Consider the following 25,971-nt stretch of genomic DNA (forward strand, 5'->3'; position numbering starts at 1 on the left):
GGCCCAGCTTGCCGCCGCCGCGCTTTCCTGAAATAGATGCGTCGTCAGGTGCCCGCCGATAAGGCGGGAGAATCGGGAATCCGGTGCAAGACCGGAACGTGCCCAACGCTGTAAGGCCGACGCTTGCCGCTTCATCATGCCACTGGCCTTTTGCCGGGAAGGCTGCGGCAGACGGATGACGCCGAGTCAGAAGACCGGCCTGGCAAGATAGACCGATCCGCGCGGACAGCGGGGCGGTCGCGTTGTTGGGGATTTGACGATGCGACCCTTTGATGAGGATGCCCTTTCGGCGGCGTCCGGTTTTTCCTTGGCCGAACGCGAGGCCGTCTATCACGCGATCATGACGCGGCGCGACGTTCGCAGCCAGTTCCTGCCCGATCCCTTGCCTGATGATGTTGTGCAGCGGCTGCTGACGGCCGCTCACCACGCACCATCCGTCGGCTTCATGCAGCCGTGGAATTTCATTCTGGTGAAAAGTGCCGCTGTCCGGACGCGCATCCAGGACGCGTTTGCGAGGGCCAACGAGGAGGCGGCGCTGATGTTCGAAGGCGAGCGGCGGCAGGCCTACCGATCGCTCAAGCTCGAAGGCATCGTCGAGGCGCCGCTCGGCATATGCGTGACCTGCGATCCTACCCGCAGCGGCAGCGTGGTGCTGGGGCGCACCCACAATCCGAAGATGGATTCATACTCGACCGTCTGCGCCATCCAGAATCTCTGGCTTGCGGCACGGGCGGAAGGGGTCGGCATCGGCTGGGTCAGCATTTTTCGTGAAGGCGACCTGAAAACCATTCTCGGCATACCCGAGCATATCGAAGTGGTCGCCTGGCTCTGTGCCGGTTTCGTCGACCGGCTCTATGACGAGCCGGAACTCTCCGTCAAAGGCTGGCGGCAGCGGCTACCGCTCGAGGAACTCGTCTTTCATGATGGATGGGGACTGAACACCTAGAGCAGTGCGGTGGAGCATGGCCTCAATCGCATAGTCACGCCATTGACGGTCAAGGTGAGCAAACCGATGTCGGTATCGCCGACGCGGTGCGAGGCCGAGATATCTTGGAAGACCGGGTATGCCCGAAGCGGAAATCTTTGTCTGCATCCGTTACTCCGAAAGGCATTCTGCAGCCCCCTTGTGTATAGACATTGGCGCACGCTGTTAGCGAACGAACAGTAGGAGATGCTATGAACAGGAACCTTAAAGAGCTATCGTTTCAACAGGTTGATGTTTTTTCCTCGGAGCGAATGGGTGGAAATCCACTTGCGGTGGTAGTGGATGCGGACGATCTTGATACACCAACGATGGCCAAGTTTGCCAACTGGACCAATCTAAGCGAGACGACCTTCCTCCTAAAGCCGACGGTCCCGGATGCTGATTATCGCGTCAGAATTTTCACGCCGCATCAGGAGCTACCCTTTGCCGGACACCCGACTTTGGGTAGCTGCCACGCATGGCTGACCTTGGGCGGAAAGCCAAAGCAGCCAGTTGTTATCCAGGAATGCGAGGCGGGTTTGATCCGGATCAGAAGAGACGGCGATATCCTCTCATTTCTGGCTCCAGATTTGATCAAGACTGGACATATCGATAACGATCTAATGAAACGAGTTATGAGCGGTCTAAGTCTGTCATCTGAGATGATAGTCGATGCGAGTTGGGTAGACAACGGTCCCGGTTGGATGGCCTTGCTCCTGAAAAGCAGAGACGATGTCCTACGTGTCCGTCCGAACTACCAGAGTATTTCCGGACTAAGGGTAGGCCTGATTGCACCATGTTTGGGGGACGTCGATGGCGTGGATTTCGAGGTCCGCGCCTTCACCGCCGCTGGTTACGAAGACCCAGTCACTGGTAGCCTAAATGCGGGTTTGGCAAAATGGCTCATTTCCGCAAATCTCGCCCCGCCTTCATACATCGCTGCGCAAGGGACGGTCTTGGGCAGGTCAGGGCGGGTACATGTCCGGCTCGAATCTGAAGATATTTGGGTTGGCGGCAATGTCGTTACCTGCATAAACGGAAAAGCTATCCTCTAAGACAGTCATCGACCTGAGGCCGATGACTGCAATTGGCGCCAGAAGCAGTCATGGGCTCGACTTGAATGAGTTACCGATTTGGGCCGGTAGCCGGTCTGGACAGACGACGAGGGCGAAGAGGGCGCGGTCACGACCGTGACCTTCGAGGACCAGGGCGGGAAGACGCTGCTGAATCTCCACGAAGCCTATCCGTCCAAGGAGGCGCTTGAGGAAGCACTACAGGGCGGGGCGGCGGCATTGCCGGAGCAACTGGAACAGCTCGACGAACTGCTTTCCAGCATAGGCGAGTAGCGCGGGTCGGGAAACTCGCCTCGGGAAACGTCTGCTCTTGGGAAATGACTCCACCGGCCTTTCCGGCCGGAGCGGGGCGCTAACCGCTCAGACGCCGAGAAGCCTCAGGGGCTTTATGAGCGGCGGCCAATTGCGGTCCTCGGCCCTAGTTCGGAACGTGGCGACCATTCTCACTTCCCTAAAAGCTACGTCAGTCTCTTTAGATCGAAGGGAAGTAGTCATGGCCGGAAAGGACTTTCCATTCGCTGGGAGCAATCAGATTGTTCCGGGCGACCGATTCCATCGGTACGTGGGAAGGGGCCCGCCGATGGCTTAACTGCTGAGCGTCGTCACAGCAACCCTGCGGGGTGCAAATCAGGAAGACAGCGATCTTCGGACCTGACCTTTCATACCGCAACCTGCTCTCATTTTTGATCCTTTCACTTGGCAGCGCTTCGCGGTATAATTAGAGAGGGCTAAAATAGAAAGTGGGACGGCCGTCAAAACAGAAAACCTTCCGTCTCTGGGCCGGGGATCAACTATGGGGGTCGAAAATGCTTAGCGGCTTTAGCAGGGCCTGCGCGCTAATCCTTTTCTCAGGGAACGTCGCTTTCGCCCAATCGGATCAGATAGAGCCAAACGCTGGAATGTGGAAGACGTGGGTAATCACGTCGGGCAAAGACTTCCGAGTCTCGCCCCCACCGGATACTTCCGCAACCGAGTTGGAGCAGGTCCGCGAACTTGTCGCAAAGAACGATGCGCAGGTCGCCGCCAAGATCAGATTCTGGGACGCTGGCTCGCCCGGCTATCGATGGATCGACCTGGTCAACAACCGTCTTCTCGCAAACCAGACGATCCCCAATGCGCATCGCGTCTACACCTATTTGACGATGGCGGTCTACGACGCCACCATCGCGGCTTGGGAGTCGAAATACTTCTACAATCGCCCCCGCCCGAGCGAGGTGGATACGACACTGCCGACTGCGCTACCCACGCCTCGGAGTCCCGCTTATCCATCCGCACACGCGGCAGCCGCTGGAGCCGCCGCGACCGTTCTTGCCTATTTCTTTCCCGACGAGGCGTTGTCGTTCCAGGCGATGGCCGAAGAAGCCGCACAGTCGCGTGTCCTTGCCGGTGTCCAGTTCCCAAGCGATTCATCCGCCGGCCTGGAACTGGGGCGAAGCGTGGCAGAGCAAGTGATTGCGCGGGCAAAGGCCGACGGCTCCGATGCCGTCTGGACCGGCACCGTGCCGACCGGGCCGTGCATGTGGGTCGGAGACAAACCCGCCAATGCAACCATGCCAAACTGGAAGCCGATCCTGCTCGAGACAGCCGATGAATTCAGGCCACCGACTCCGCCCGACTGCAAGTCTGCGGCCGTGAAGGCCGAGACGGATGCAGTCCGCCAGTTTGAGCGAAAATTCCCCAACAGCTACAAGGCGTTCTACTGGCAAAGCCCATCCGGCCTGTTCACCGACTGGTATGACTATGCCAGCAAGTGGATGTTCGAGGACAAGACGGATTCGAACCCGCCGCGCGCCGCACGGGCTTACGCGATGCTCGCAACGGTCTACCACGACGCCTACATTGCAAGCAACGACGGGAAATACGCTTATTGGTACCTGCGGCCCAACATGCTTGACCCGAGCATCACTCCCCTGTTCGCAGTGCCGGCCCATCCCAGTTATCCGTCGAATCACTCCACGTTGTCGACTGCCCGATGCGAGGTGCTTGCCTATCTGTTCCCCGACCAGGCGGAGTTCATCCGAACGGTCGGCAAGGAAGCGGGCGATTCACGCATCTGGGCCGGCATCCACTATGAAATGGACAACCGGGCCGGTGCCGCACTTGGCAAAGCGGTCGCCGGGAAATTCATCGAGCGGGCAAAAAAAGACGGGGCAGACTAGCGGAAGGGCCGCTAGCGCCTTTCTCCTGAAATGTCGCAATCCTAAGCGAGGGGTTGTCGGTGGAACGTTCCGTTCACTCAGCAGCCGACGTGCGAGGCAGCAACGTTTCTCAAACGATGCGGATGCGGCGCGTCACCTGGCCATTGCTTTCCCAGTATGTGTGCTTTTTGGCGATCAAGGGATCGTCCATCGCCGGTTGAATTTGCCCTGCGGTACTGATCGCGCGCGAGGTCACCGTGTGTTCTCCAGGCGAGGGATTTGGCCAATCCAGTGACCAAATCTTCCAGGCGTATTCGGCCTCCTCGCTGTGATCGATGACTGCCGGCATCCAGGGCCCTTGATCGATTTTCAGTTCGACCCGGTCGATCGGTGCACCCCAGGCTGCGCCGACGACCCGGTGACCCGAGTCGTTGCGCGTGACCTTCGCGGGCGCGGATTTCAGCAGGGCCCGGCCGACCGAGGTCTCGGCCCACACGGTCTCGCCGTTGTGCTCTTCCTCCCGGATGGTGACATAGTCGCGGCCCATCAGCAGGCTCATGAAGCGGGTGTCGCGAACCTCGATGCCCTTCAGCCACTTGACGTTGGCGATCCCGTACCAGCCCGGAGTTATCAGCCGCAGCGGGAAACCGTTGGGGGCAGGCAGGGTCGCCCCGTTCATTTCGTAGCAGAGCAGATTGTCGGGGTTCATCGCGTCGGCGAGCGACATGCTGCGAGCGAAGTTCTGTTGCATCTTGATGTCGCGAATCGTGACCTCGCCTTTGTCGGTGCCGAAGAAGACGACCTCGATGCCACTATCAAGGACCCCGGCATCCTGGAGGATCGGGGCAAGCGGCGTGCCTGCCCAGCGGGCATTGCCTATGCCGCCGGTGAAGAAGGGGAAGCCGTGGTTGCCGGAGCATTCCACGGTGAAAACTACCTCCTGCCGCGGCCGCGCCTTGATGTCGGCGAGTGTCAGTTTCAAGGGCTTCTTGACCAGCCCTCCGATGTCGAGGGACCAGGACTTGTCGTCAATCGTCGGTCGATCGAAATGCGAGATGCTGAAAAACCTGTCGTTCGGAGTTATGAAGGCATCCAAATCCTCCCAGACAAGCTGGGTTTGAATCCCTACCGGATCGGGACTTTCCGTGGGCTGATCGAGCCATGGAATGACTTTCTCGCCCGGCCGCGTCGGAAAAGCGTAGGCCAGCGACGAATAAAGACCCGCGATTCCGGCGAGAACCGCGCTTCCCTGAACGATGAATTCTCTGCGTTGAAGAACAGGCATGGTTTTCCCTCCACATGCATCCGGAACGAACTGCAGCGGGCCATCTGCCGCAGCCTGGGCACGGATATGCGCACAATGTCTTACCTCACCCGGAAATTTTCGGAGCGAGGTCAAGCGTCAGCTGCGCATTCAAACATGCAGCGCCGGACGGTTTTCTAGCTTGCGTCTCCTATTTCAAAATTGCGCCTTTGCAAGAGAAGAGTCCATAGCCGTCGAATCGCCGAGTTCAAGGTAAGCGTCGATATTCAGGATCGACTGCGAGGCTGTTTTGGCCGAGACGCGCCCTCGCGTCATCACCAGCAAAGGTCCGGAAGGAGGGCGCAAAGCCGCCATCTCCTCCGACAACGAAAAAAGTCCGCTTAGGGCCGAACCCGGTCTTCCAACGCGTTCAAACCATGCCGAGCTTTCGATCCTGGACTACCGGAAATCTCTTAGCGAATGGGCTCGGCATAGTATCCGACTCGGGATAAATTCTTGACCTTCATATCGATACGCTGAAGGCGAAATCCCGGAATTTCCAATAGATATTCGGCTATCGGTGGCTCAATCGGAGGATAACGGCCCAATGAACATGATCGACTTGAAGGAACGGACCATCGTGATCACAGGCGGTGCGCGCGGCATCGGCTACGCGATCGCAGAGCGCGTCATCCAGTCTGGTGGCAAGGTGGCCATCTGGGACTTGAACGAAAACATGGCGAAGGACAGCGCTTCCGCTCTCGGATCCGGCACGGTCGCTTTCGGCGTCAACGTCGCAGATCCCCAATCAGTGAAAAACGCGGCGGCGACGACCGAGGAGATTTTTGGCCGTATCGACGGCCTCGTCAATTCCGCCGGGATTACCGGTCCGGTAAAACCCACGATCGAATACGATGTCGACGAGTGGAAAGACGTCGTCGATGTCTGCCTGACGGGAACCTTCAATTGTTGCCGGCACGTCGTTCCTGTCATGTCAAAACGCGATTACGGACGGATCGTGAACATCTCTTCGGTTGCGGGCAAGGAAGGAAATCCGAACATCGCCGCCTACAGCGCTGCGAAGCTGGTGTGCTGGGCTTCACCAAGTCACTTGGCAAGGAACTCGCAAAGACGGGAATCGCCGTGAACGCGGTAACGCCGACGACAGCAAAGACACCTATTTTGGACGGGCTGACAGCCGAGTTTATCGAATATATGCGCGTCCGCATTCCGCGCGACCGTTTTGTCGAACTTCGTGAGATCGCTTCGATGGTGGTCTGGCTGCTTTCCGAAGAGAACTCCTACACGACCGCATCGACGTTCGACCTGAGCGGCGGTCGTACGACCTACTGACCCATTCGATCACTGCTGCTGTTGCGGCTGCGGGCCCGGCGCTGCCGGATTGGCGAGGTCGATCGCGCCCTGATCGCCGGCCAGAAACTGCGGGCCGACCTGACGGACGCGGTTCTGCGTCGGATCATAGGGGCGCTCGGGAACGGACGGCTGCGGCGCGGCGGCTGCGGTATCCTTCGCCGGTGGATTGGTGCGAATGGTGGTGATCGAGCCCTGCTGCGGCGGTTCGCTTACCGCCTGCTTGCCGCGCATCTCCTCGTAATAGGCGGTGAGATTGCAGGCGCAGGAGGACTTTTCCCCGGGCGTGCGGTTCTTGTAGGCAAAGGCGTTCTTCATGGCGCTGTAGGGCGTGCCCGTTGCGACCGAGATCATGTTCGAGGCTTCGGTGCTCGTCACGTCACGATAGAACAGTTCGGTCTCGATGCCTGGGCACATCTTGGCGCAGGTCTGGGCGTCGCGGCCGAAATCGACCGACGTGGCGTTCGAGCTGATCGGGAAGAAGCCGCCGTCGCAGCTGCGCACGCACATGGTGCTGACCGGGGAGAGCATCTCTGCCCGTGGCACGCCGTAACGCGGATCGATCTCTTCACCGCCGAGCGGAATGAAGGTATCGGTGCGCATCGCCTGTTCCTCGACGCTCGGAGCCGGTTCGTTGGCGCTGCGATCGCTCGGGGCATAGAAGTTTTCGCTGTTGCAGCCATTGTGGTCGAGGGCGGCGATCAGTTCGCGGCGCGTGCCGTCAGCGGCGCCATTCTGGCCGGCCAGCTCGTTGCGGCGGTCCTGGAGATAGCGGATATTGTCGATCATGCGGGCTTCGGACTGCGAGAGTTCGGCGCAATAATCGGCATTCTCGCCGCCGATCACGACCATGCTGCCTGAGGTGCAGCCATTGCTGCGCAGCTCGTTGCGAACTTTGCGCAGCTCGAGGTTCTGCTCGGCCATGGCGCTGGAATATTGGCGGGCTTCCGGGCCGTTGCCATTGCCGATCGATCGCGGCAAGTCGGCGAGGCGGCCGCGCAGGTCCTCACAGACGGCGCTGCTGCTTTGCGCGGCGGCAGGCGCCGCAAAGGCAAGGAGAAGGGCAAGAGACAGGTTTCGGCGTTTCACGGCGTCGTCCCGGAATGAGCAAAGAATCGATCGGTCGATTGCGGCCTCGATCGCCGCGGGTTTCTCTTAGGGTATTTCTCTTAATAAGCTGGGATAAATTCCTACCGTATTTTCGCGATTTTATCCAGCGGACCGCCAGAGACCCAATGTTCGATTATGAAGAGGCTGCCGATGGTAATCAACGAGGCCACGTGCTCCACTCCAATCTCCTCAGTCGCTTGGGGAACGTACTCATATCCGGACGTCGAAAATGACAGGTATTGCCAACGAACGCAGCTCCCCCGCAACGACAGTCGGGCTGCCGGAAACCCAGCACGGCTTCCACGTTTTCGTGGACGGTTGTTATGAACCCGGTTCTGGGCACGGAGGCTGGGCATTCGTCGTTTATCGCGATGCGGCGGAAATCGCGTCCGGCTTCGGTGGCGCCGAAGATTCCGCCAATAATTCGATGGAATTGACCGCCGTGCTCAGGGCGGCAATCTGGATCAACAGCGAGGCAAGCGGCGAGCCTGTCACCATCTGGTCCGATTCCGTCTACGCCGTCAAAGGCTGCAACAGCCGGCGACATATCTGGAGGAACAACGGCTGGAGGAAAGGCAACCCCAATGGGAATGCTCGAAACCGAACTATCGCCAATGCGGAACTCTGGAAAGCGGTCGATCTTCAATTATCCCAGAAGCCGCTCATTGCCATTGCCTGGTGCAAGGGCCACTCCGGCATTGCCGGTAACGAACGCGCCGATGCGCTTGCGGATAAAGGGCGCCTGTCGATACGGAGTGCCTGATACGGCATGAGGACATGTCTTGGAGCCAAAGGATTTTATCCCGGGCGCCGTGGCCTGATATCTGCTGCATATCAACCGGCTGCAGATGCTCGGGACAAGCCCGAGCATGACGAAAGGGAGTTGGCCGACTTTGTCAGCAGCCTGAACCGGCTCAAGCCGGTTGCGATGCCTCGACGACGGCGAGTGCCGCCATATTGACGACGCCGCGGGAGGTGACCGAGGGGGCGAGGATATGGGCGGGCAGCGCGGTGCCGAGCAGGATCGGGCCGACATGCAGGCCGTCGGTCATCGACTTCACGACGCCGAGGGTGATGTTGGCGGCATCGAGGTTCGGGAAGACCAAAAGATTGGCTTCGTCGTGCAGGGTCGTGTCCGGCATGACGCGCTTGCGCAGTGCTTCGGTGATGGCGCTTTCGCCGTGCATCTCACCGTCGACCTCGAGGTCGGGCGCGGCTTCGCGCACGAGCTGCAGGGCGTTGCGCATCTTCGTGGCGCTTTCGGACTCACGCGAGCCGAAATTGGAATGCGAGACCAGGGCGGCGCGCGGGGTGAGGCCGAAACGGCGGATTTCCTCGGCCGCCAGTACCGTCGCCTCGGCGACCTCCTCGGCAGTCGGATTGAAGGTGACATAGGTGTCGGTGAAGAAGGTGGCGCCGCGCTGCGAGATCATCAGGCTGAGGGCTGAGAAATCGCGGACATCTTTGCGCTTGCCGATGATCAGGCGGACGTCGCGCAGATGCTTCTCGTAACGCCCTTCCAGGCCGCAGATCAGCGCATCGGCCTCGCCGCGCCTCAGCGCCAGCGCGCCGATGACGGTGGTGTTGGTGCGCACGATCGTGCGGGCTGCTTCCGGGATGACGCCACGCCGACCGACGAGGGAGAAATAGAGATCGACATATTCGCGGAAGCGCGGATCGTCTTCCGGGTTGATGACCTCGAAATCCTGCAGCGGGCGGATGCGCAGACCGTAGCGCTTCAGGCGCGTCTCGATGACTTGCGGGCGGCCGATCAGGATCGGTTCGGCAAGGCCTTCTTCGAGCAGCACCTGGGCGGCGCGCAGCACGCGTTCGTCCTCGCCTTCGGAGAAGATGACGCGCTTGCGCTCGGCGGCCTTGGCGGCGGTGAAGATCGGCTTCATGACGAAGCCGGAGCGGAAAACGAAGCGGTTCAATTGGTCGAGATAGGCGTCGAAATCCTGGATCGGGCGGCGCGCCACGCCGCTCTGTTCGGCGGCCTTGGCGACCGCAGGTGCGATGCGCAGGATCAAGCGCGGATCGAAGGGTGAGGGGATGAGATAGTCAGGGCCGAAGACCGGGGTCTCACCGGAATAGGCGCGAGCGGCGACGTCGGACGGCTCTTCGCGGGCAAGGGCTGCGATGGCGCGCACGGCCGCCATCTTCATTTCCTCATTGATCGTCTCGGCGCCGCAATCGAGCGCGCCGCGGAAGATATAAGGGAAGCAGAGGACGTTGTTGACCTGGTTGGCGAAATCCGAGCGGCCAGTGCAGATCATCGCGTCGGGGCGGGCAGCGCGGGCGAGATCGGGCATGATCTCCGGCGTCGGATTGGCAAGGGCCATGATCAGCGGCTTGTCGGCCATCTTCGCCAGCAGCTCCGGCTTCAGCACGCCGGCGGCGGAAAGGCCGAGGAAGACATCGGCGCCGCCGATATTTTCGGCCAGAGTGCGTGTGTCGCTCTTCTGGGCATAAATGGATTTCCATTCGTCCATCAGCTCGATGCGGCCCTCATAGACGAGGCCTTCGAGATCGTGGACCCAGATGTTTTCGCGTTTTGCCCCGAGAATGACAAGCAGGTTGAGGCAGGCAAGGGCGGCAGCACCGGCCCCGGAGGCGACGATCTTGACGTTCTCGATCGCCTTGCCGGCGAGTTCCAGCCCGTTCAGGATCGCGGCGGCGACGATGATCGCCGTGCCGTGCTGATCGTCGTGGAAAACGGGGATCTTCATCTTCTCGCGCAGGCGCCGCTCGACCTCGAAACATTCCGGCGCCTTGATGTCTTCGAGGTTGATACCGCCGAAGGTCGGCTCCAGCGAGGCGATGGTCGAGACCATCTGGTCGACGCCTGCGGCATCGATCTCGATATCGAAGACGTCGATGCCGGCGAATTTCTTGAAGAGCACAGCCTTGCCCTCCATGACCGGTTTGGAGGCAAGCGGGCCGATATTGCCGAGGCCAAGCACGGCGGTGCCGTTGGAGATGACGGCGACGAGATTGGCGCGCGAGGTATATTCGGCCGCCATCTCCGGATTGTCGCGGATGGCAAGGCAAGGGGCGGCAACGCCGGGCGAATAGGCGAGCGCCAGGTCGCGCTGGTTGCCGAGCGGCTTGGTCGCTTGGATCTCCAGCTTGCCGGGGCGGGGATAGCGGTGGAAGAAAAGTGCCTGCTCGTCGAGATCGCCGCTCGTCAGGTTCTTTTCCGTCTTCGATTTTTCCGGGTGATCCATCGCCGCCTCCGTGCACGTCTTTTGAGCTCCCTCCATACATCAATCGGATACGGGCGACAGTATGGAAATGAGGGATGGGAGAAGTTTTCGCGAGGTGGGCGGGGGGTATACTGTGTGGCACCCCCCTCTGCCCTGCCGGGCATCTCCCCCACAAGGGTGGAGATCGGCAAGCGGTTGGATCATCCGTTCCTCTCTGCAGCATCGAAATAACTTTACGGCAGTTGTTTGGGGAAGCCGCCGCGCCCATCCGATCTCCCTCCTTGTGGGGGAGATGCCCGGCAGGGCAGAGGGGGGTACCCCAGGGCACTTCAGATTGGGCTGACGTATCGTCATCACGGGACTAATCCCTTTGGGAAACTTGTTTGACGACTTCAACAAGCGCAAAATGCCGCCGCGAGGGTGCGGGGCGCCGGTCGCATGGAGGAAATCATGGACAATTTGAACCTGACGACCCTGCAAAAGGGGCAGACGATGGTCAATGACGTGGCCATCGATGCCTTTGCCGCCGGATTTCGCGGCAGTCTCCTGACCAGCAAGGACATGGATTACAACGAGGCGCGGACGATCTGGAATGCGATGATTGACCGCCGGCCCGGGCTTATCGCGCGATGCGCGGGTGCCGCCGATGTCGTGCGGGCGGTGCGGTTTGCACGCGACAACAATCTGCTCGTTTCAGTGCGTGGCGGTGGCCACGGCATTGCCGGCAACGCCGTCTGCGAGGGCGGTATCGTCATCGACCTGTCGGCGATGAAATCGGTGCGGGTCGATCCGCAGACGCGGCGCGCCAGGATCGAGCCGGGCGCCACGCTTGCCGATGTCGACCAGGAAACGCTGGCCTTCGGGCTGGTGCTGCCGACCGGCATCAATTCGACGACCGGCATTGCCGGCCTGACGCTCGGCGGCGGCTTCGGCTGGCTGACCCGCAAATTCGGGCTGACGCTGGATAATCTGCTTTCGGTTGATGTAGTGACGGCCGACGGCGAACTGGTCAAGGCGAGCGAAAAGGAAATGCCGGACCTCTTCTGGGCGCTGCGCGGCGGCGGCGGCAATTTCGGCGTCGTCACCTCCTTCGAGTTCCAACTCAACCCTCTCAACACAGAGGTTCTCGCCGGGCTGGTCGTACATCCCTTCGCTGATGCGGAGAAGGTGCTGAGGGAATACCGACAGGCGCTGGACGCGGCACCTGACGAACTGACCTGCTGGGTGGTGATGCGCCAGGCGCCTCCGCTGCCGTTCCTTCCCGCGGAATGGCACGGCAAGGAAATCGTCGTGCTCGCCATGTGCTACTGCGGAGACATCGCGGCGGGCGAAAAGGCAACGTCTCGATTGCGCGCGATCGGAAATCCCATTGCCGACGTCGTCGGCCCGGTGCCGTTCACCGGCTGGCAGCAGGCATTCGACCCGTTGCTCACGCCCGGCGCACGCAATTACTGGAAGAGCCAGGATTTTGCATCTCTCCCCGATGTCGCGATCGAGGTTCTGCTTAATGCCGTGCGCAGGCTGCCCGGCCCGGAATGCGAGATCTTCATCGGTCATGTCGGCGGTGCGGCTGGCCGCGTGGCCACCGAGGCCACCGCATTTCCGCAACGCAGTTCGCATTTCGTCATGAATGTGCATGCGCGCTGGCGGGAGACCGGGATGGATGGAAGCTGCATAGGCTGGGCACGGGATCTGTTCGAGGCTACCAAGCCGCATTCGGTCGGCACCGCCTACATCAACTTCATGCCCGAAGACGAAGGTGATCGCGTCGAGACTGCCTACGGCGCCAACTACGCTCGCCTTGCCGAGATCAAGCGGCGCTACGATCCGAACAATCTGTTCCGGATGAACCAGAATGTTAAACCGATGGCGGCAGTGCGAGCTGCCTAGCCCGACCATCCCCGCGCTCGGGTGATATAGCCGGGCGCGGGATGAGACGCCAATTGCTTGTCACCCCTCGGTGAGTTCGATCAATTCACGCAGTAGAACCGCGTCGTCGGACGCGGCATGGTCGTCAGGCCGTAAAACATGGGCAAGCCATGCGCCGTCCGCCGCCAGGCGAACGATCTCCAGCCGCATTCCCATGTCGGTTTCGGCGTGCCTGACCAGCCGGTCATTCATCCATCTGTGCCAGAGGCTCTTGGAGTAGGGGTCGGCGAGCACCGTCATCGTCTGCGCCGACCACGGGCTGTTGGCAAGGGCTCGGTCGGCAAACAGGGTGCGGACATAGGCGCGGGTGAATGTGCCATGGCCGCCCTTATCCTTTTCAAGCTCCTCGTCGATCTCGCGGTCGAGGCTTTCCATCATGCCGTCGAACACGGCCTCTATAAGAGCCTGCTTATTGGGGAAGTGATGAAACAGCCCTCCCTTGGTCACGCCGGCTGCGCTGGCGACTGCCTGCAGGCTGACGGCGGCCAGGCCATGCTCGAGCGCCAGCTTCCTGGCGCAATCGAGAAGAGCCTGCCGCACGACATCCGGCTGTTTCTTTCTGTTGCGGGGGCTATCTACCAATGCATGACCTGTGTTCGAGATAAGCTACGCGCCGAGGCGCCTGAGAAGATCAGTATCACTCCCGGGATCGCCGGGCCATGGGAGTTCCGATCATGATAATGCTATCATACCAACCGGTAGGTATCTTGCAAAGCAAAAAAAGATCGACTATCTGTCGGCCGAGGAGGCCCGCCGAACGTCATTTCGGCGGGCTGTGCTTTTTTGGACCCCAGCGGGACCAGCAGGAAGGCTAATGAACATGCTTTTTCGAACGAAATCATTGCGTTATACGTTTGTCCTGGCGCTGATATTCGGTGCCGGCCTGCCGGCTTACGCCCAGGAAGGCGGCGCGATGCCGCCAGCAGCCGTCGGCGTCCTGACGCTCAACGCGCGTCCGGTTCCCGTTATCAGCGAATTGCCCGGCCGCATTGCCGCGACGCGCGTTTCCGAAGTGCGGGCCAGGGTTTCCGGCATCCTGCAGGAACGGATCTTCGAGCAGGGCAGCCTCGTTCATCAGGGCGATGTGCTCTACCGGATCGATCCGGCGCTTTTCCGGGTCCGCGTGGCCAGTGCGGAAGCAAGCCTCGATCGCGCCAGGGCGACGCAGCTGAATGCCCGCCAGCAGCTAGACCGGCAGAAGTCGCTGCGCGACCGCGATGTTGCAAGCGGTATCGAATATGATGCGGCCGCCGTCGCCCTTGCGCAGGCCGATGCCGATATCGCGCTGGCGCAGGCTGCGCTCGACGAAGCGAAGATTAATCTCGGCTATACCGAAGTTCGCGCGCCTATATCAGGCATCATCGGTGGCGCGCTGGTGACGGAAGGCGCGCTGGTGACGGCCGACGCCGGCGACGCGCTGGCGATGATCCAGCAGATCGACCCAGTTTATGCCGACTTCATGCAATCCTCCGGAGACCTGCTGGCGCTGAAGCGGGCGGTCGAGAACGGCAGCCTCACGTCGACCGAACCAGGCAAGGCCGACATCAAGCTCGTCTTTGATGACGGCACGGTCTATGGCGAAGCCGGTAAGCTGCTCTTCAGCAGTGCCAGCGTCGATGCGACGACCGGGCAGGTCACCCTTCGCGGTGAATTTCCCAATCCGAAGGGCGACCTGCTGCCGGGTCTTTACATCAGGGTCCGCATCGAACAGGCCGTCCGTGAGAAGGCGATCCTTATCCCGCAGCGCGCCGTCATCCGCACGGCCGACGGCAAGGCGCAGGTCTATGTCGTCCAGGAGGGAGACGTAGCACAGCCGCGTGACGTGGAGCTCGGTCAATCCTTCGGCAATGAATGGGTGGTCGAAAGCGGCCTGTCACCAGGTGAGCGTCTCGTTGTCGACGGCGGCCAGAAGCTGCAGCCGGGCGCAAAGGTCGCCCCGGAAGAGTGGCGGAATGGCCAGCTCGCGTCCGGTGACGCCAAGAAGCCGGAGTAAGATCGATGGCACGTTTCTTTATCGATCGCCCGATCCTTGCCTGGGTCTTTGCGATCTTCATCTCTCTCGCCGGCCTGATCGCTCTACCGTTCCTGCCGGTTGCGCAATATCCAAAGGTGGCGCCGCCGCAGCTCAGCATCACCACCAGCTATCCCGGCGCGTCGCCGCAGGACATTTATCAGGGCGTTACTCGCCAGATCGAAGAAGAGCTGAACGGCGTCGAGCACCTTTCCTATTTCGAGTCGACCTCCGATACCTCAGGCGCAATGACGATCACCGCGACCTTTGCGGCCGGCACCGATATCGACCAGGCCTCGGTCGACGTTCAGAACGCCATCCGCCGCGTCGAACCGCGGCTGCCGCAATCCGTCAAGGATCAGGGCATCACCGTCGAGGAGGCGTCCTCAGGCTTCCTGATGTTCATCTCGCTGACCTCGACGGACGGGAAGACCGACGAGGTGGCGCTCGGCGACTATCTCAACCGAAACGTCATCGGCGAGCTGCGCCGTCTCGAAGGCGTCGGCCGCGCCCAGCTGTTTGCGTCGCAGCGGGCGATGCGCATCTGGATCGATCCCGACAAGATGGTCGGCCTGAACCTGACAGCATCCGACATCAGCGCGGCGATCTCGGCGCAGAACGCCCAGGTCGCGGCAGGCCAGATCGGTGCAGCACCCAATCCGATCTCGCAGGACCTGACGGCGACGGTGCTGGTGAAGGGGCAACTGACCGATATCAAGGAGTTCGGAGACATCGTGCTGCGCGCCAATGCCGACGGATCGAACGTCAGGCTGCGCGATGTCGCGCGCATCGAAGAGGGCAGCGAGAGCTACAGTTTCTCGACCCGCTTGAACGGGCAGCCGAGTGCCGCCATCGCCATCCAGCTGTCGTCGACGGGCAATGCCGTCAATACGTCCAACCTGGTCAAGGCGAAGATGGAGGAGCTGTCACGCTTCTTCCCTGATGGCGTCGAATATTCCGTTCCCTATGATACCAGCCCGTTCGTCTCGGCATCGATCGAGAAGGTGGCGCATACACTCGCAGAAGCCGTCGCGCTCGTCTTCGTCGTCATGCTTATCTTCCTGCAGAGCTTCCGCTATACCATCATTCCGACGCTCGTCGTGCCCGTCGCGCTGCTCGGGACGCTTGCTGTCATGTTTGCCGCCGGCTTCTCGATCAACGTGCTGACGATGTTCGCGATGGTGCTTGCCATCGGCATTCTGGTCGACGACGCCATCGTGGTGGTGGAAAACGTCGAGCGGTTGATGGCGGTGGAAGGGCTGTCACCGAAGGAAGCGACCAAGAAGGCGATGCGGCAGATCACCGGCGCGATCCTCGGGATTACGCTGGTTCTCTCCTGCGTCTTCGTGCCGATGGCGTTCTTCCCAGGCTCCACAGGCATCATCTACCGTCAGTTCAGCCTGACCATGGTCGTATCCATCCTGTTTTCGGCCTTCCTGGCGCTGTCGCTGACCCCGGCGCTTTGCGCCACCTTCCTGAAGCCGATCAAAGGTCATCACGAGAAGAAGGGTATCGCCGGCTGGTTCAACCGCAACTTCGACCGGCTGACCGGCCGTTATGCCCGCACCGTCGAGCGACTGGCCAAGCGCTCCTGGCGGGTGATGGCCGTCTATGTCGCGCTGCTCATCGGCCTTGGCTATCTCTTCGTCAACCTGCCGAGCAGCTTCGTGCCGGATGAGGATCAGGGCTTCCTGATCGTCGACGTGCAGGGACCGCCGGAGGCGAGTCGCAACCGCACGGTGGCCTCGCTCGAAAGCATCGAAGCGATCTTCAAGAAGGAGCCGGCCGTTGCCAACGTCGTTGCGATCCAGGGCTTCAGCTTCTCTGGGCAGGGACCGAACGCCGCCCTGGTGTTCGTCACGCTCAAGGACTGGGCTGAACGCGGCGCCGGCAATTCCGTGCAGGAGATCTCCAACCGCGCCAACATGCAGCTGTTTGGGCTGAAGGACGCCACATCCTTCGCGCTGTCGCCGCCGCCGATCGAAGGGTTCGGCACGACCAACGGCTTCACCTTCCGCCTTCAGGATCGCGGGGCGAAAGGCCAGGCGGCACTGACCGAGGCGGCGGGAATGCTGATCGGCAAGGCATCGCAGAACCCCATCATATCAGGCATCCGACCGGAGGGCATGCCTGACTCGGCCCAGCTCGTGCTCGTTATCGATCGCGAGAAGGCAAATACCTTCGGCGTCGCCTTCGCCGACATCAACAGCACGATCACCGCCAATCTCGGCTCGAGCTATGTCAACGACTTCCCGAATTCGGGCCGCATGCAGCGCGTCATCGTGCAGGCACAGGACAAGAGCAGACTTCAGGCGGAAGATCTGATGAAGCTCAATGTCCGCAATGCGAGCGGCGGCATGGTGCCGCTATCGTCCTTCGCCGTCGCCGAATGGCAGAAGGGACCGGCGCAGATCGTCGGCTATAACGGTTACCCTTCCGTACGTATCTCTGGCGCTCCGGCGCCTGGATATTCGTCGGGGGCGGCGATTGCCGAAATGGAGCGGCTGGCCTCGGAACTTCCCGACGGCTTCGGCTTCGAATGGACCGGCCAGTCGCTGGAGGAGCTGAGATCGGGATCGCAGGCGCCGTTCCTGTTCGGCCTCAGCATCCTTTTCGTCTTCCTGCTGCTGTCGGGGCTTTACGAGAGTTGGTCCATCCCGTTGTCGGTGATGCTGGTCGTGCCGCTTGGCGTCATCGGCTGCGTGCTCGCGGTGATGAGCCGCGACATGTCCAACGACATCTACTTCAAGGTCGGCCTGATCGCGATCATCGGGCTGTCGGCGAAGAACGCCATCCTGATCGTCGAATTCGCCAAGGACGGTTTTGCCGAGGGCAAATCGCTGATGGATGCCGCGATCGAAGGTGCTCGTCTGCGCTTCCGGCCGATCATCATGACCTCGCTCGCCTTCACTTTGGGCGTGGTGCCTCTGGCGATCGCCACCGGGCCAAGTGCGGCGAGCCAGAATGCCATCGGCACGGGCGTGCTCGGCGGTATGATCTCGGCGACGGTATTGGCGATCTTCTTCGTTCCCGTCTTCTTCGTCTTCGTGCTGCGTCTCTTGAGGACGAAGCGGCCGGAGACTGTAAACGAGGAGGCGCCGGCCGGGCAGGAGCCGGCAACCGTCACGTCGCCGACCTGAGGTGAAGAGTTGGAGGGTTGCCTTGCGCAACTCGCCACACCTTTGCGCGGTTGGATTTCAGGAATTATGCCTTTGGCTTCGGCGTGATCGTCACGTCGGCGCCATAGGCATCGCGCAATTCGCCTTCCTGTCCCGGCTGCCGGTCGGCGGCCTGATGCAGCAGGATCGACTCGTATCCTTGCGAGCGCGTCCCCTCGATCAGCGTGATATCGGCGTTTCCGGGATTGTCGGAGCGCTCGAACCACTCGACAGGGCGGTGCAGGAAATTCATCTCGACCGCCCGGTTGGTGACGCCATGGCCGACGATCACGACGTTGTGGTCGCTATTTTCGGCGTCGTGCATGACTGTCTGCAGGAACAGACGCACCCGCTGGGCCACATCCGCCCGGCTTTCGCCATCCGGCGGCCGGGCGTAGAACTTGCCGCTGTTACTGCGCAGCCTCGCCCATTTTTCGAACTCCTCGGGAAACTTCTGCTTCTGTTCGGCGTGGTCATAGATTTCGGTGAAGAGACCGAAATCCTGCTCGCGCAGCAGATAATCCTCCCTGATATCGCCGACGAAGCTTTCCGGCAGGGCTTCGAGCAGCGCATCCTTGCTCTGCCGGGTCCTGAGAAAGGGCGAATACCAGATCTGCAGCTTGCCGAAACCCGCGTTCGGCAATGCCTGGAGATAGGACGCGATCACGCCGCCTGCCTCGAGAGCCTGCCGATGGCCCCATCGCGTCAGCGGCACATTGTGATCGCCGAATTGGCGGTAGGCCTGTTCATTGATGTTGCCGAGGGATTCGCCGTGGCGAACGAGAAAGAGACGCATCAGCCATCCCGCATTGTCGGATATGAATCGCCGTCATCATGAACGCCCTGAATGCACAGGGCAACCTTGTCCGCGGACCTGGCGGCGACGGGCATACTGCCCACGTGGCGACGGCCATGCGGCCACGCGGCGACGGGCATGCTGCCTTCGCGACGACGGGCATTCTGCCCGCGTGGGATGAACAGGTTTGCAGGGCTTTTCCCCAGCTTGTCATCTTCCTGAAACACGAGTCTGGTTTTGGAAGGTTAGATGAAAGATGGGACATGAGCGGCAGCTCGTGAAAGACATGATGGAACCCAGACATTTCCGCACGCTCTTCATTTCCGATGTCCATCTCGGCTCGAAGGCCGCGAAGGCCGACTTCCTGCTGGATTTCCTGCGCCACCACGAGGCCGACACGATCGTGCTCGTCGGCGACATTGTCGACGGCTGGCGCCTGAAGCGCAGCTGGTACTGGCCGCAGGTCTGCAACGACGTCGTCCAGAAACTGTTGCGCAAGGCGCGCAAGGGCACGCGCGTTGTCTATATTCCAGGCAATCACGACGAATTCCTGCGCGCCTTCCCGGGCATGCATTTCGGCGGCATCGAGGTCGTCGAGCGCATGATGCATGACGGCGCCGACGGCAAGAAATACCTGATCCTGCACGGCGACGAGTTCGACGTCGTGGTCCGCAACGCCCGGCTGCTCGCCTATCTCGGCGACTGGGCCTATGACACGGCGATCCGCATCAACATCATCCTGGCGGCAGTGCGCCGCCGGCTGGGTATGCCCTACTGGTCGTTCTCGGCCTGGGCGAAGCTGCAGGTCAAGCATGCCGTCAATTTTATCGGCGAATTCGAGCGCGTCGTGGCCGAGGAAGCCCGCAAAAACGGCGCCGACGGCGTGATCTGCGGACATATCCATCATGCCATCATCCAGGATATGGACGGCATCCGCTACATCAACACCGGCGATTGGGTGGAAAGCTGCACGGCGGTCGCCGAGCACGAGGACGGCACCTTCGAACTGATCACCTGGCGGGCGCTCGCCAGCAGTGTGCCGGCGCTTGCCGCCATCGAAATGCATGACGAGGGTGAACTGGCCCCGCAAGCCGCCTGATTTTGGCGCCGGCGCTTTACAGCGCCGCGTGTCTTTTCAGACGCGCAAAGGACGCTGTAGCACTTTGAAATTTTGCAGTAGGAATTTAGCCGTTACCGTCAGGCGACAGGCCCTATTTTTTTTCTAAAACGTTTCAGAAGGGCTATTTCTCGCAATAGTCGCTTCCGGGGTGGTGTGTTAGGACAACGACGAGTTTCCTTCAGGTCCATCCATGATTCCCGCTCAAATTTCCCCGACGGGTGAGGGAGCGCCGCGGCGCTTCCGATTGCTCAGCGCGCTTTCCTATTGCGCGCCGCTGCTCGTCAACGGCATCGTCCTGCCGTTCTTCCCCGTCTGGCTTGCGGGCCACAGCTTCAGCGACCACGAAATCGGTGTGATCTTGGCCGTTCCGATGGTGGTGCGCGTGCTGGTGGCGCCTGTTGTCGCCATGATTGCCGACCGGATGAAGGAGCGCGCCGACGTACTGCTCTGGTCAGGCGGCCTGTCGCTGCTGACGGCCGTAGCACTCTACTGGACGACGACTTTCTGGCCTGTCTTCATCGTCTTTACGCTGCAGGGCGCCACCTTCGCGCCCTATGTGCCGGTCGTCGAATCGATCGTCATATCGGGCGTGCGCCGCTGGGGGCTCGATTACGGATCGATGCGGGTCTGGGGTTCGATTGCTTTCATCGTTTCGACGCTGGTTGGTGGCCAGCTGATCAACCGGTGGGGCGGCGGGATGGTGCTTGATGTCATGGCGTTCGGCTTTATCATGACCGTTGTCATGGCGATCTTCTGTCCGCGCATCGGGCCGACGCGGCGCCGCGGCCAGCCGATCGATCTTCCGGCCGCCACCGGCAGCGGCCTGCGGGAGCCACACCTGCTGCTACTCTTGATCGGCGTCGCCATCCAGCAATCGAGCCATGCGGTGCTCAACGCCTTCTCCTCGATCTACTGGCATCACCTCGGTTTTTCCGGCACCGAGGTCGGCCTGCTCTGGAGCGCCGGCGTCGCTTCGGAAGTGACGGTGTTCTTCCTGTCGAAGCGCCTCAGCCGTCGCTTCGACGCCTGGACGCTGATCCGCTTCGGTTGCGCCATCAGCGTCTGCCGCTGGATACTGTTTCCGATGAATACGGGATTTGCCGGTTTCTTCCTGCTGCAATGCTTCCACGGCTTCACCTACGCCTTCGTGCATACCGGCGTGCAGCGACGGATCATGGCGACGGTGCAGGAGACGCAGGAATCTTCGGCACAGGGCGCCTATTTCTTCTATGTCGGCATGGCGATGGCGCTGATGACCCTGGCGTCGGGTTATCTCTATGCCTGGCTCGGCGTCGTCAGCTATTACGTCATGGCGCTGGTCGCGTTTTCCGGCCTCGGCCTCGTCATCTTCGCCTATTACCTTCAGCCCCAAAGGGTGCTTTCCGGCGGAAAGACCAGCGAAGCGGCGTAGCGCAGGCCGGGTTCGCGGTCGCGGGCAAGCAGCAGCGGACCGTCGAGATCGACGAAATCGGCATTCTGGGCGAGCAGAACGGCGGGCGCCATGGCAAGCGAGGTGCCGACCATGCAGCCGATCATGATGCTGAATCCAAGCCGTTCGGCCTCGGCCTTCATCGACAGCGCCTCCGTCAGGCCGCCGGTCTTGTCGAGCTTGATGTTGATCGCGTCGTAGCGGTCGGCAAGGCTTGCGAGATCGCCGGTGTGGTGGACGCTCTCGTCGGCGCAGACGAGGAGCGGGCGGCGGATTTCGGCGAGCAACGCGTCGCGACCGGCCGGCAGCGGTTGTTCGACGAGGGCCACACCCGCTTGCGCCGCGATATTGAGGTGGTGTTCCAACACCGCTTCCGGCCAGCCCTCATTGGCATCAAGGATGATGGCGGTATCGGGCGCGGCCGCGCGGACGGCGCGGATGCGGCTTTCATCGTCCCCGGTTCCGACCTTGACCTTGAGCAGTGCACGGCCGGCATGTTCGCGGGCCTGGGCGGCCATCACCTCCGGCTCACCGAGCGAGATGGTGTAGGCTGTGGTGAGCGGCTGCGGAGCGGAAAGGCCGAGACGGGCCGCGACGCTTTCACCGGTTTGTTTCGCCTCCAGGTCCCAGAGGGCGCAATCGACGGCGTTGCGGGCCGCACCCGGCGGCATCGCCGACAGCAGGTCGCGGCGCGAGATGCCGGCCTCGATCAGCGGTCGCGCCGCCTCGATCTGGGCGAAAACACTCTCCATGGTCTCGCCGTAGCGGCGGTAGGGCACGCATTCGCCAAGCCCCTGCTTACCCTCTTCGATAAGCGTGCAGGTGATGACGTCGGCCTCGGTCTTTGCCCCGCGCGAGATGGTGAAGGTCCCGGCAATCGGAAAGGAATTCATCTGGATATCGAGGGTGCGCGGCATTATTGCTCTCCTGCAAGCATGGAAATTGCACGGTGCTTCTGTATATTGACGCGCCGGGCGAACGATCTGCTTCGCGATTCGGCAATGTCGCTGTAAGCCTTGAAAGACACAAGTATCTTGAACGCCGAGAATCGCAACGCCGCCTCACTGCAAGTGGACGACCAGGCTGATGGCTCGGGACAGCGTGTGCGTCTTCAGGGCAATTGGCGCAGCGCTTACATCCATCTGGTGCTGCGCGATTTCGAAAAGCTCCTGCAAAAGAAGAATGGCGATCTGACGGTAGACCTCTCGGAGATTTCGGAGATTGACACCGCCGGCATCTGGCTGCTGTGCCGGCTGAAGAAGCAAGAAGAGGCGGGCGGGCGGACGGTTCGCTTCGAAGGCACCAACTCGCATATCGACGAAATGCTGGAGATGTTTTCCGAGGAGCCGGCTAAGCCCGAGCCGGAGCAGGTGGAGAAAGTCTCGCTTGCCACGCGCATCTTCGCGCCGATCGGCAAAATGACCTATGAGGTCTGGGACAATTTCGCCGCTGCCATGTATATCCTCGGCTCGGCTGTGCGCGGCGCGCAGATGAAGTTCGGCCGCGGCAGCGGCGTTTCGCCTGCCTCGATCGTCAACCAAATCGACCATATGGGCGTTCGCGCCGTTCCGATCATCTTGCTGATGTCTTTCCTGATCGGGGCGATCATCGCCCAGCAAGGCGCCTTCCAGCTGCGCTACTTCGGTGCTGAGGTCTTCGTCGTCGATCTCGTCGGCATCCTGCAATTGCGCGAAATCGGCGTGCTCTTGACCTCGATCATGATTGCCGGCCGCTCGGGCAGCGCGATCACCGCCGAAATCGGTTCGATGAAGATGCGCGAGGAGATCGACGCGCTGAAGGTGATGGGGCTGAACCCGATCGGCGTGTTGATCTTTCCGCGGCTAGTGGCGCTGACCATAGCGCTGCCGCTTTTGACGGTGCTGGCAAATTTCGCCTCGCTGGGCGGTGCTGCCGCCGTCGCCTGGGGCTATTCCGGCATCACCTTCGCCAACTTCCTGTCGCGCCTGCACGAGGCGGTCACACTGTCGACGGTGCTCTCAGGCATGATCAAGGCGCCGTTCATGGCATTGGTCATCGGCATCGTCGCCGCCGTCGAGGGGCTGAAGGTCGGCGGCAGCGCGGAATCGCTCGGCCAGCACGTGACGGCCGCGGTGGTGAAGGCGATTTTCGTCGTCATCCTGATGGACGGGCTTTTTGCGATGTTCTATGCAGCGATCGATTTCTAGGATGGCGGACCGCGTGGACGAGAAACCGATCGATACGGAAGACAAGGACGAAAGGGACATCGTGCTGTCGGCGCGCGACGTCACCGTCGGCTTCGGCTCCAAGGTCGTGCTCGACAATCTGAACCTCAATATCTACCGCGGCGAGATCCTCGGCTTCGTCGGCGCGTCGGGCACGGGTAAATCGGTGCTGATGCGCACGGTGCTCCGGCTGCTGCCGCGCCGCTCCGGCACGATCAAGATCCTCGGCCAGGATTTCGACGAGCTCGATGAACCGCAGCGCAACGCCCTCGACATGCGGCTCGGCGTGCTGTTCCAGCAGGGAGCGCTGTTCTCGTCGCTGACGGTCAAGGAAAACATCCAGGTGCCGATGCGCGAATATCTCGACCTGCCGACCTCGCTGATGGACGAATTGGCGCATTTGAAGATCCGTATGGTCGGGCTTGCAGCCGATGCCGCCGACAAATATCCATCCGAACTGTCCGGCGGCATGATCAAGCGCGCAGCCCTTGCCCGCGCACTGTCACTCGATCCGGAACTCGTCTTCCTGGACGAGCCGACCTCCGGCCTCGACCCGATCGGTGCGGCCGAATTCGACGAACTGATCGCCAACCTGCGCGATAGTCTGGGATTGACCGTGTATATGGTGACGCACGACCTCGACAGCCTGTTTTCGGTCTGCGACCGTATTGCCGTGCTCGGAAAGAAGCGAGTAATGGTGGAAGGCACGATCGACGACATGCTGGCCTATGACGATCCGTGGGTGCAGGCCTATTTCAAGGGCAAACGCGCGCGGTCGATTGTGCCGCAGAACGATGCTGCCGCGCGGCACGACAGCAGCGGAAAGTGACCGGATAAGATGGAAACCAAAGCCAATTACACGATTGTCGGTTTTTTCACGGTGCTGGTGATCGCGGCTGCCTTTGGCTTCGTCTACTGGATGGCCGAATATGGCCGCGGCGGCCCGATGACGGAACTGATCGTTCGTATTCCGGGCTCGGCCAACGGTCTCAGCGTCGGCTCGCCGGTGCGCTTCAACGGCATCCAGATCGGCTCGGTGCAGACGCTGTCGATCGATGCCGACGATCCGCAATATTCGCTGGCCTTCACCCAGGTGCGCACCGATGCGCCGATCTACCCCTCCACCAAGGCCGCCCTTGAAATCCAGGGTTTGACCGGGGCTGCCTATATCGAACTCTCGGGCGGCCGCAAGGGCGAGGAAAGCATCCTCCAGCATGCGATCGATAACGGCAAACGCGCCGTCATCGTTGCCGACCAATCGAGCGTCACCAATCTTCTGGCGACCGCCGACAAGATCCTCGATCGCGCCAACGACGCGGTCGGCGAGCTTCAGGGTTTCATCGAAGATTCGCGCGGGCCGTTGACCGAGACTTTCAAGAATGCCGAGACGTTTTCGGATGCGCTTGCCAAGAATTCCGGCAATATCGACGCCTTCCTGCAGAGCGTGGGTGAGCTCTCCAATACGGTGAAGGCGGTCTCCGGCCGTGTCGATTCGACGCTTCAAGCCGTCGAGTCGCTGGTCAAGGCGGTCGATGCGCAAAAGATCGATAACATCGTCTCCAATGCCGAGAAGATTACCGCTAATGTCGCCGATGCCTCCGGCGACCTCAAGGGCGCGATCCAGAAGTTCGACCAGACGGCCACAACCTTCAACGATTTCGGCAAGCAGGCGCAGGCGACACTCGATCGCGTCGATACGCTCGTTGCCCAGATCGACCCGGCGAAGGTGAAGGGTTCCGTGGACGACATCGCGCAGGCGACCAAGGATGCGCGCGCCGCCGTCGCCTCGATCCGCGAGGTCGCCAACACGGTTTCGGCGCGTCAGAAAGATATCGACCAGACGATCCAGGACGTATCGCAACTTTCCAACAAGCTGAATTCGGCCTCGACCCGCATCGACGGCATTCTCATCAAGGTCGATGCGCTGCTTGGCACCGACAATACGCAATCGCTGTTCACCGAGGCGCGCAATACGCTGGAATCCTTCAAGAAGGTCGCCGACAACCTGAATTCGCGCATTGGACCGATTGCCGACAATCTGCAGAAATTCTCGAGCGGCGGCTTGCGCGACGTGCAGACTCTCGTCAACGACATGCGCGGAACCGTCAGCAATCTGAACGATACGATCACCAACTTCGACCGCAATCCGCAACGCCTGATCTTCGGCGGGGACACGGTGAAGCAATATGACGGCCGGACGCGGCGTTAACTGGGAAATC

At 61.2% G+C, this 25,971-nt stretch carries 18 protein-coding genes, 2 pseudogenes and 1 riboswitch; of the genes and pseudogenes, 14 read left to right on the plus strand and 6 right to left on the minus strand.

Annotated features, from left to right (window positions below):
* Nucleotides 1-29: 29 nt before the first annotated feature.
* A riboswitch (cobalamin riboswitch) is annotated at nt 30-218 on the plus strand.
* Nucleotides 219-259: 41 nt separating this feature from the next.
* From bluB to G9X67_RS11280, 4 genes and pseudogenes are all read left to right on the plus strand, one after another.
* On the plus strand, nt 260-946 hold the full coding sequence (gene bluB / locus G9X67_RS11265) for a 5,6-dimethylbenzimidazole synthase (RefSeq protein ID WP_138329264.1): 687 nt from the start codon (nt 260-262) through the stop codon (nt 944-946).
* Nucleotides 947-1,176: 230 nt separating this feature from the next.
* Nucleotides 1,177-2,019: a PhzF family phenazine biosynthesis protein gene (locus tag G9X67_RS11270; RefSeq protein WP_138329265.1), complete on the plus strand. Its 843-nt coding sequence runs from the start codon at nt 1,177-1,179 to the stop codon at nt 2,017-2,019.
* Nucleotides 2,020-2,112: 93 nt separating this feature from the next.
* A pseudogene (locus G9X67_RS11275) lies at nt 2,113-2,310 on the plus strand (SRPBCC domain-containing protein); the annotation flags it as partial.
* A 701-nt stretch (nt 2,311-3,011) separates the two neighbouring features.
* Entirely contained in the window at nt 3,012-4,196 is a 1,185-nt protein-coding gene (locus G9X67_RS11280; RefSeq protein ID WP_171598704.1) for a phosphatase PAP2 family protein, read from the plus strand.
* Nucleotides 4,197-4,305: 109 nt separating this feature from the next.
* On the opposite strand, the gene G9X67_RS11285 is transcribed toward G9X67_RS11280, so the two are convergent.
* On the minus strand, nt 4,306-5,460 hold the full coding sequence (locus tag G9X67_RS11285) for a sulfite oxidase (protein ID WP_138329267.1): 1,155 nt from the start codon (nt 5,458-5,460) through the stop codon (nt 4,306-4,308).
* A gap of 565 nt (nt 5,461-6,025) precedes the next feature.
* On the opposite strand from G9X67_RS11285, the pseudogene G9X67_RS11290 reads away from it, so the two are divergent.
* Nucleotides 6,026-6,771: pseudogene (locus tag G9X67_RS11290) on the plus strand (SDR family NAD(P)-dependent oxidoreductase).
* Nucleotides 6,772-6,780: 9 nt separating this feature from the next.
* Here the strand turns inward: G9X67_RS11290 and G9X67_RS11295 are convergent.
* Nucleotides 6,781-7,878 carry a DUF2865 domain-containing protein gene (locus tag G9X67_RS11295; RefSeq protein WP_171598705.1) on the minus strand — a complete coding sequence of 366 codons (1,098 nt, stop codon included), beginning with the start codon at nt 7,876-7,878 and terminating at the stop codon, nt 6,781-6,783.
* A gap of 250 nt (nt 7,879-8,128) precedes the next feature.
* On the opposite strand from G9X67_RS11295, the gene G9X67_RS11300 reads away from it, so the two are divergent.
* A complete protein-coding gene (locus tag G9X67_RS11300) occupies nt 8,129-8,662 on the plus strand; it encodes a ribonuclease H (protein ID WP_171598706.1) in 534 nt (177 codons plus the stop codon).
* 151 nt (nt 8,663-8,813) lie between these two features.
* Here the strand turns inward: G9X67_RS11300 and G9X67_RS11305 are convergent, their stop codons facing one another.
* Nucleotides 8,814-11,126: an NADP-dependent malic enzyme gene (locus tag G9X67_RS11305; RefSeq protein ID WP_171598707.1), complete on the minus strand. Its 2,313-nt coding sequence runs from the start codon at nt 11,124-11,126 to the stop codon at nt 8,814-8,816.
* Between the two features lie 429 nt (nt 11,127-11,555).
* On the opposite strand from G9X67_RS11305, the gene G9X67_RS11310 reads away from it, so the two are divergent.
* Nucleotides 11,556-12,995 (plus strand): FAD-binding oxidoreductase, encoded by a 1,440-nt coding sequence (locus tag G9X67_RS11310; RefSeq protein ID WP_138329273.1) that lies wholly within the window; start codon nt 11,556-11,558, stop codon nt 12,993-12,995.
* A 60-nt stretch (nt 12,996-13,055) separates the two neighbouring features.
* Here the strand turns inward: G9X67_RS11310 and G9X67_RS11315 are convergent, their stop codons facing one another.
* Nucleotides 13,056-13,616 carry a TetR family transcriptional regulator gene (locus tag G9X67_RS11315; protein ID WP_138329274.1) on the minus strand — a complete coding sequence of 187 codons (561 nt, stop codon included), beginning with the start codon at nt 13,614-13,616 and terminating at the stop codon, nt 13,056-13,058.
* A gap of 232 nt (nt 13,617-13,848) precedes the next feature.
* Here G9X67_RS11315 and G9X67_RS11320 point away from each other — a divergent pair, with 232 nt between their 5' ends.
* Both G9X67_RS11320 and G9X67_RS11325 read left to right on the plus strand, forming a co-directional pair.
* A complete protein-coding gene (locus G9X67_RS11320; RefSeq protein WP_171598708.1) occupies nt 13,849-15,027 on the plus strand; it encodes an efflux RND transporter periplasmic adaptor subunit in 1,179 nt (392 codons plus the stop codon).
* A 5-nt stretch (nt 15,028-15,032) separates the two neighbouring features.
* Complete coding sequence (locus G9X67_RS11325; RefSeq protein ID WP_138329275.1) at nt 15,033-18,185, plus strand: efflux RND transporter permease subunit; 3,153 nt, start codon at nt 15,033-15,035, stop codon at nt 18,183-18,185.
* A 64-nt stretch (nt 18,186-18,249) separates the two neighbouring features.
* On the opposite strand, the gene G9X67_RS11330 is transcribed toward G9X67_RS11325, so the two are convergent.
* Complete coding sequence (locus tag G9X67_RS11330; protein ID WP_138329276.1) at nt 18,250-18,999, minus strand: phosphoglycerate mutase family protein; 750 nt, start codon at nt 18,997-18,999, stop codon at nt 18,250-18,252.
* Between the two features lie 256 nt (nt 19,000-19,255).
* Here G9X67_RS11330 and G9X67_RS11335 point away from each other — a divergent pair, with 256 nt between their 5' ends.
* The gene (locus G9X67_RS11335; protein ID WP_024321852.1) at nt 19,256-20,098 is read left to right on the plus strand and encodes a UDP-2,3-diacylglucosamine diphosphatase; all 843 of its coding nucleotides are present in this window, start codon (nt 19,256-19,258) and stop codon (nt 20,096-20,098) included.
* A 211-nt stretch (nt 20,099-20,309) separates the two neighbouring features.
* Nucleotides 20,310-21,530 (plus strand): MFS transporter, encoded by a 1,221-nt coding sequence (locus G9X67_RS11340; protein WP_138329278.1) that lies wholly within the window; start codon nt 20,310-20,312, stop codon nt 21,528-21,530.
* Here G9X67_RS11340 and dgcA read toward each other — a convergent pair.
* A complete protein-coding gene (dgcA, locus tag G9X67_RS11345) occupies nt 21,482-22,465 on the minus strand; it encodes an N-acetyl-D-Glu racemase DgcA (protein WP_138329279.1) in 984 nt (327 codons plus the stop codon). The two genes, G9X67_RS11340 and dgcA, sit on opposite strands and share 49 nt — an antisense overlap.
* A 99-nt stretch (nt 22,466-22,564) precedes the next feature.
* On the opposite strand from dgcA, the gene G9X67_RS11350 reads away from it, so the two are divergent.
* From G9X67_RS11350 to G9X67_RS11360, 3 genes are read left to right on the plus strand one after another with little or no spacing between them, the layout of a single operon-like run.
* Nucleotides 22,565-23,734: an MlaE family lipid ABC transporter permease subunit gene (locus G9X67_RS11350; protein WP_171598709.1), complete on the plus strand. Its 1,170-nt coding sequence runs from the start codon at nt 22,565-22,567 to the stop codon at nt 23,732-23,734.
* 1 nt (nt 23,735) lies between these two features.
* Entirely contained in the window at nt 23,736-24,581 is an 846-nt protein-coding gene (locus tag G9X67_RS11355; protein WP_018445167.1) for an ABC transporter ATP-binding protein, read from the plus strand.
* A gap of 9 nt (nt 24,582-24,590) precedes the next feature.
* Entirely contained in the window at nt 24,591-25,961 is a 1,371-nt protein-coding gene (locus G9X67_RS11360) for an MlaD family protein (RefSeq protein ID WP_029875480.1), read from the plus strand.
* Nucleotides 25,962-25,971: the final 10 nt, after the last annotated feature.

Origin of the sequence: Rhizobium sp. WYCCWR 11152 (assembly GCF_013087615.1) — a bacterium.
Classification (GTDB): Bacteria; Pseudomonadota; Alphaproteobacteria; order Rhizobiales; family Rhizobiaceae; genus Rhizobium; species Rhizobium indicum.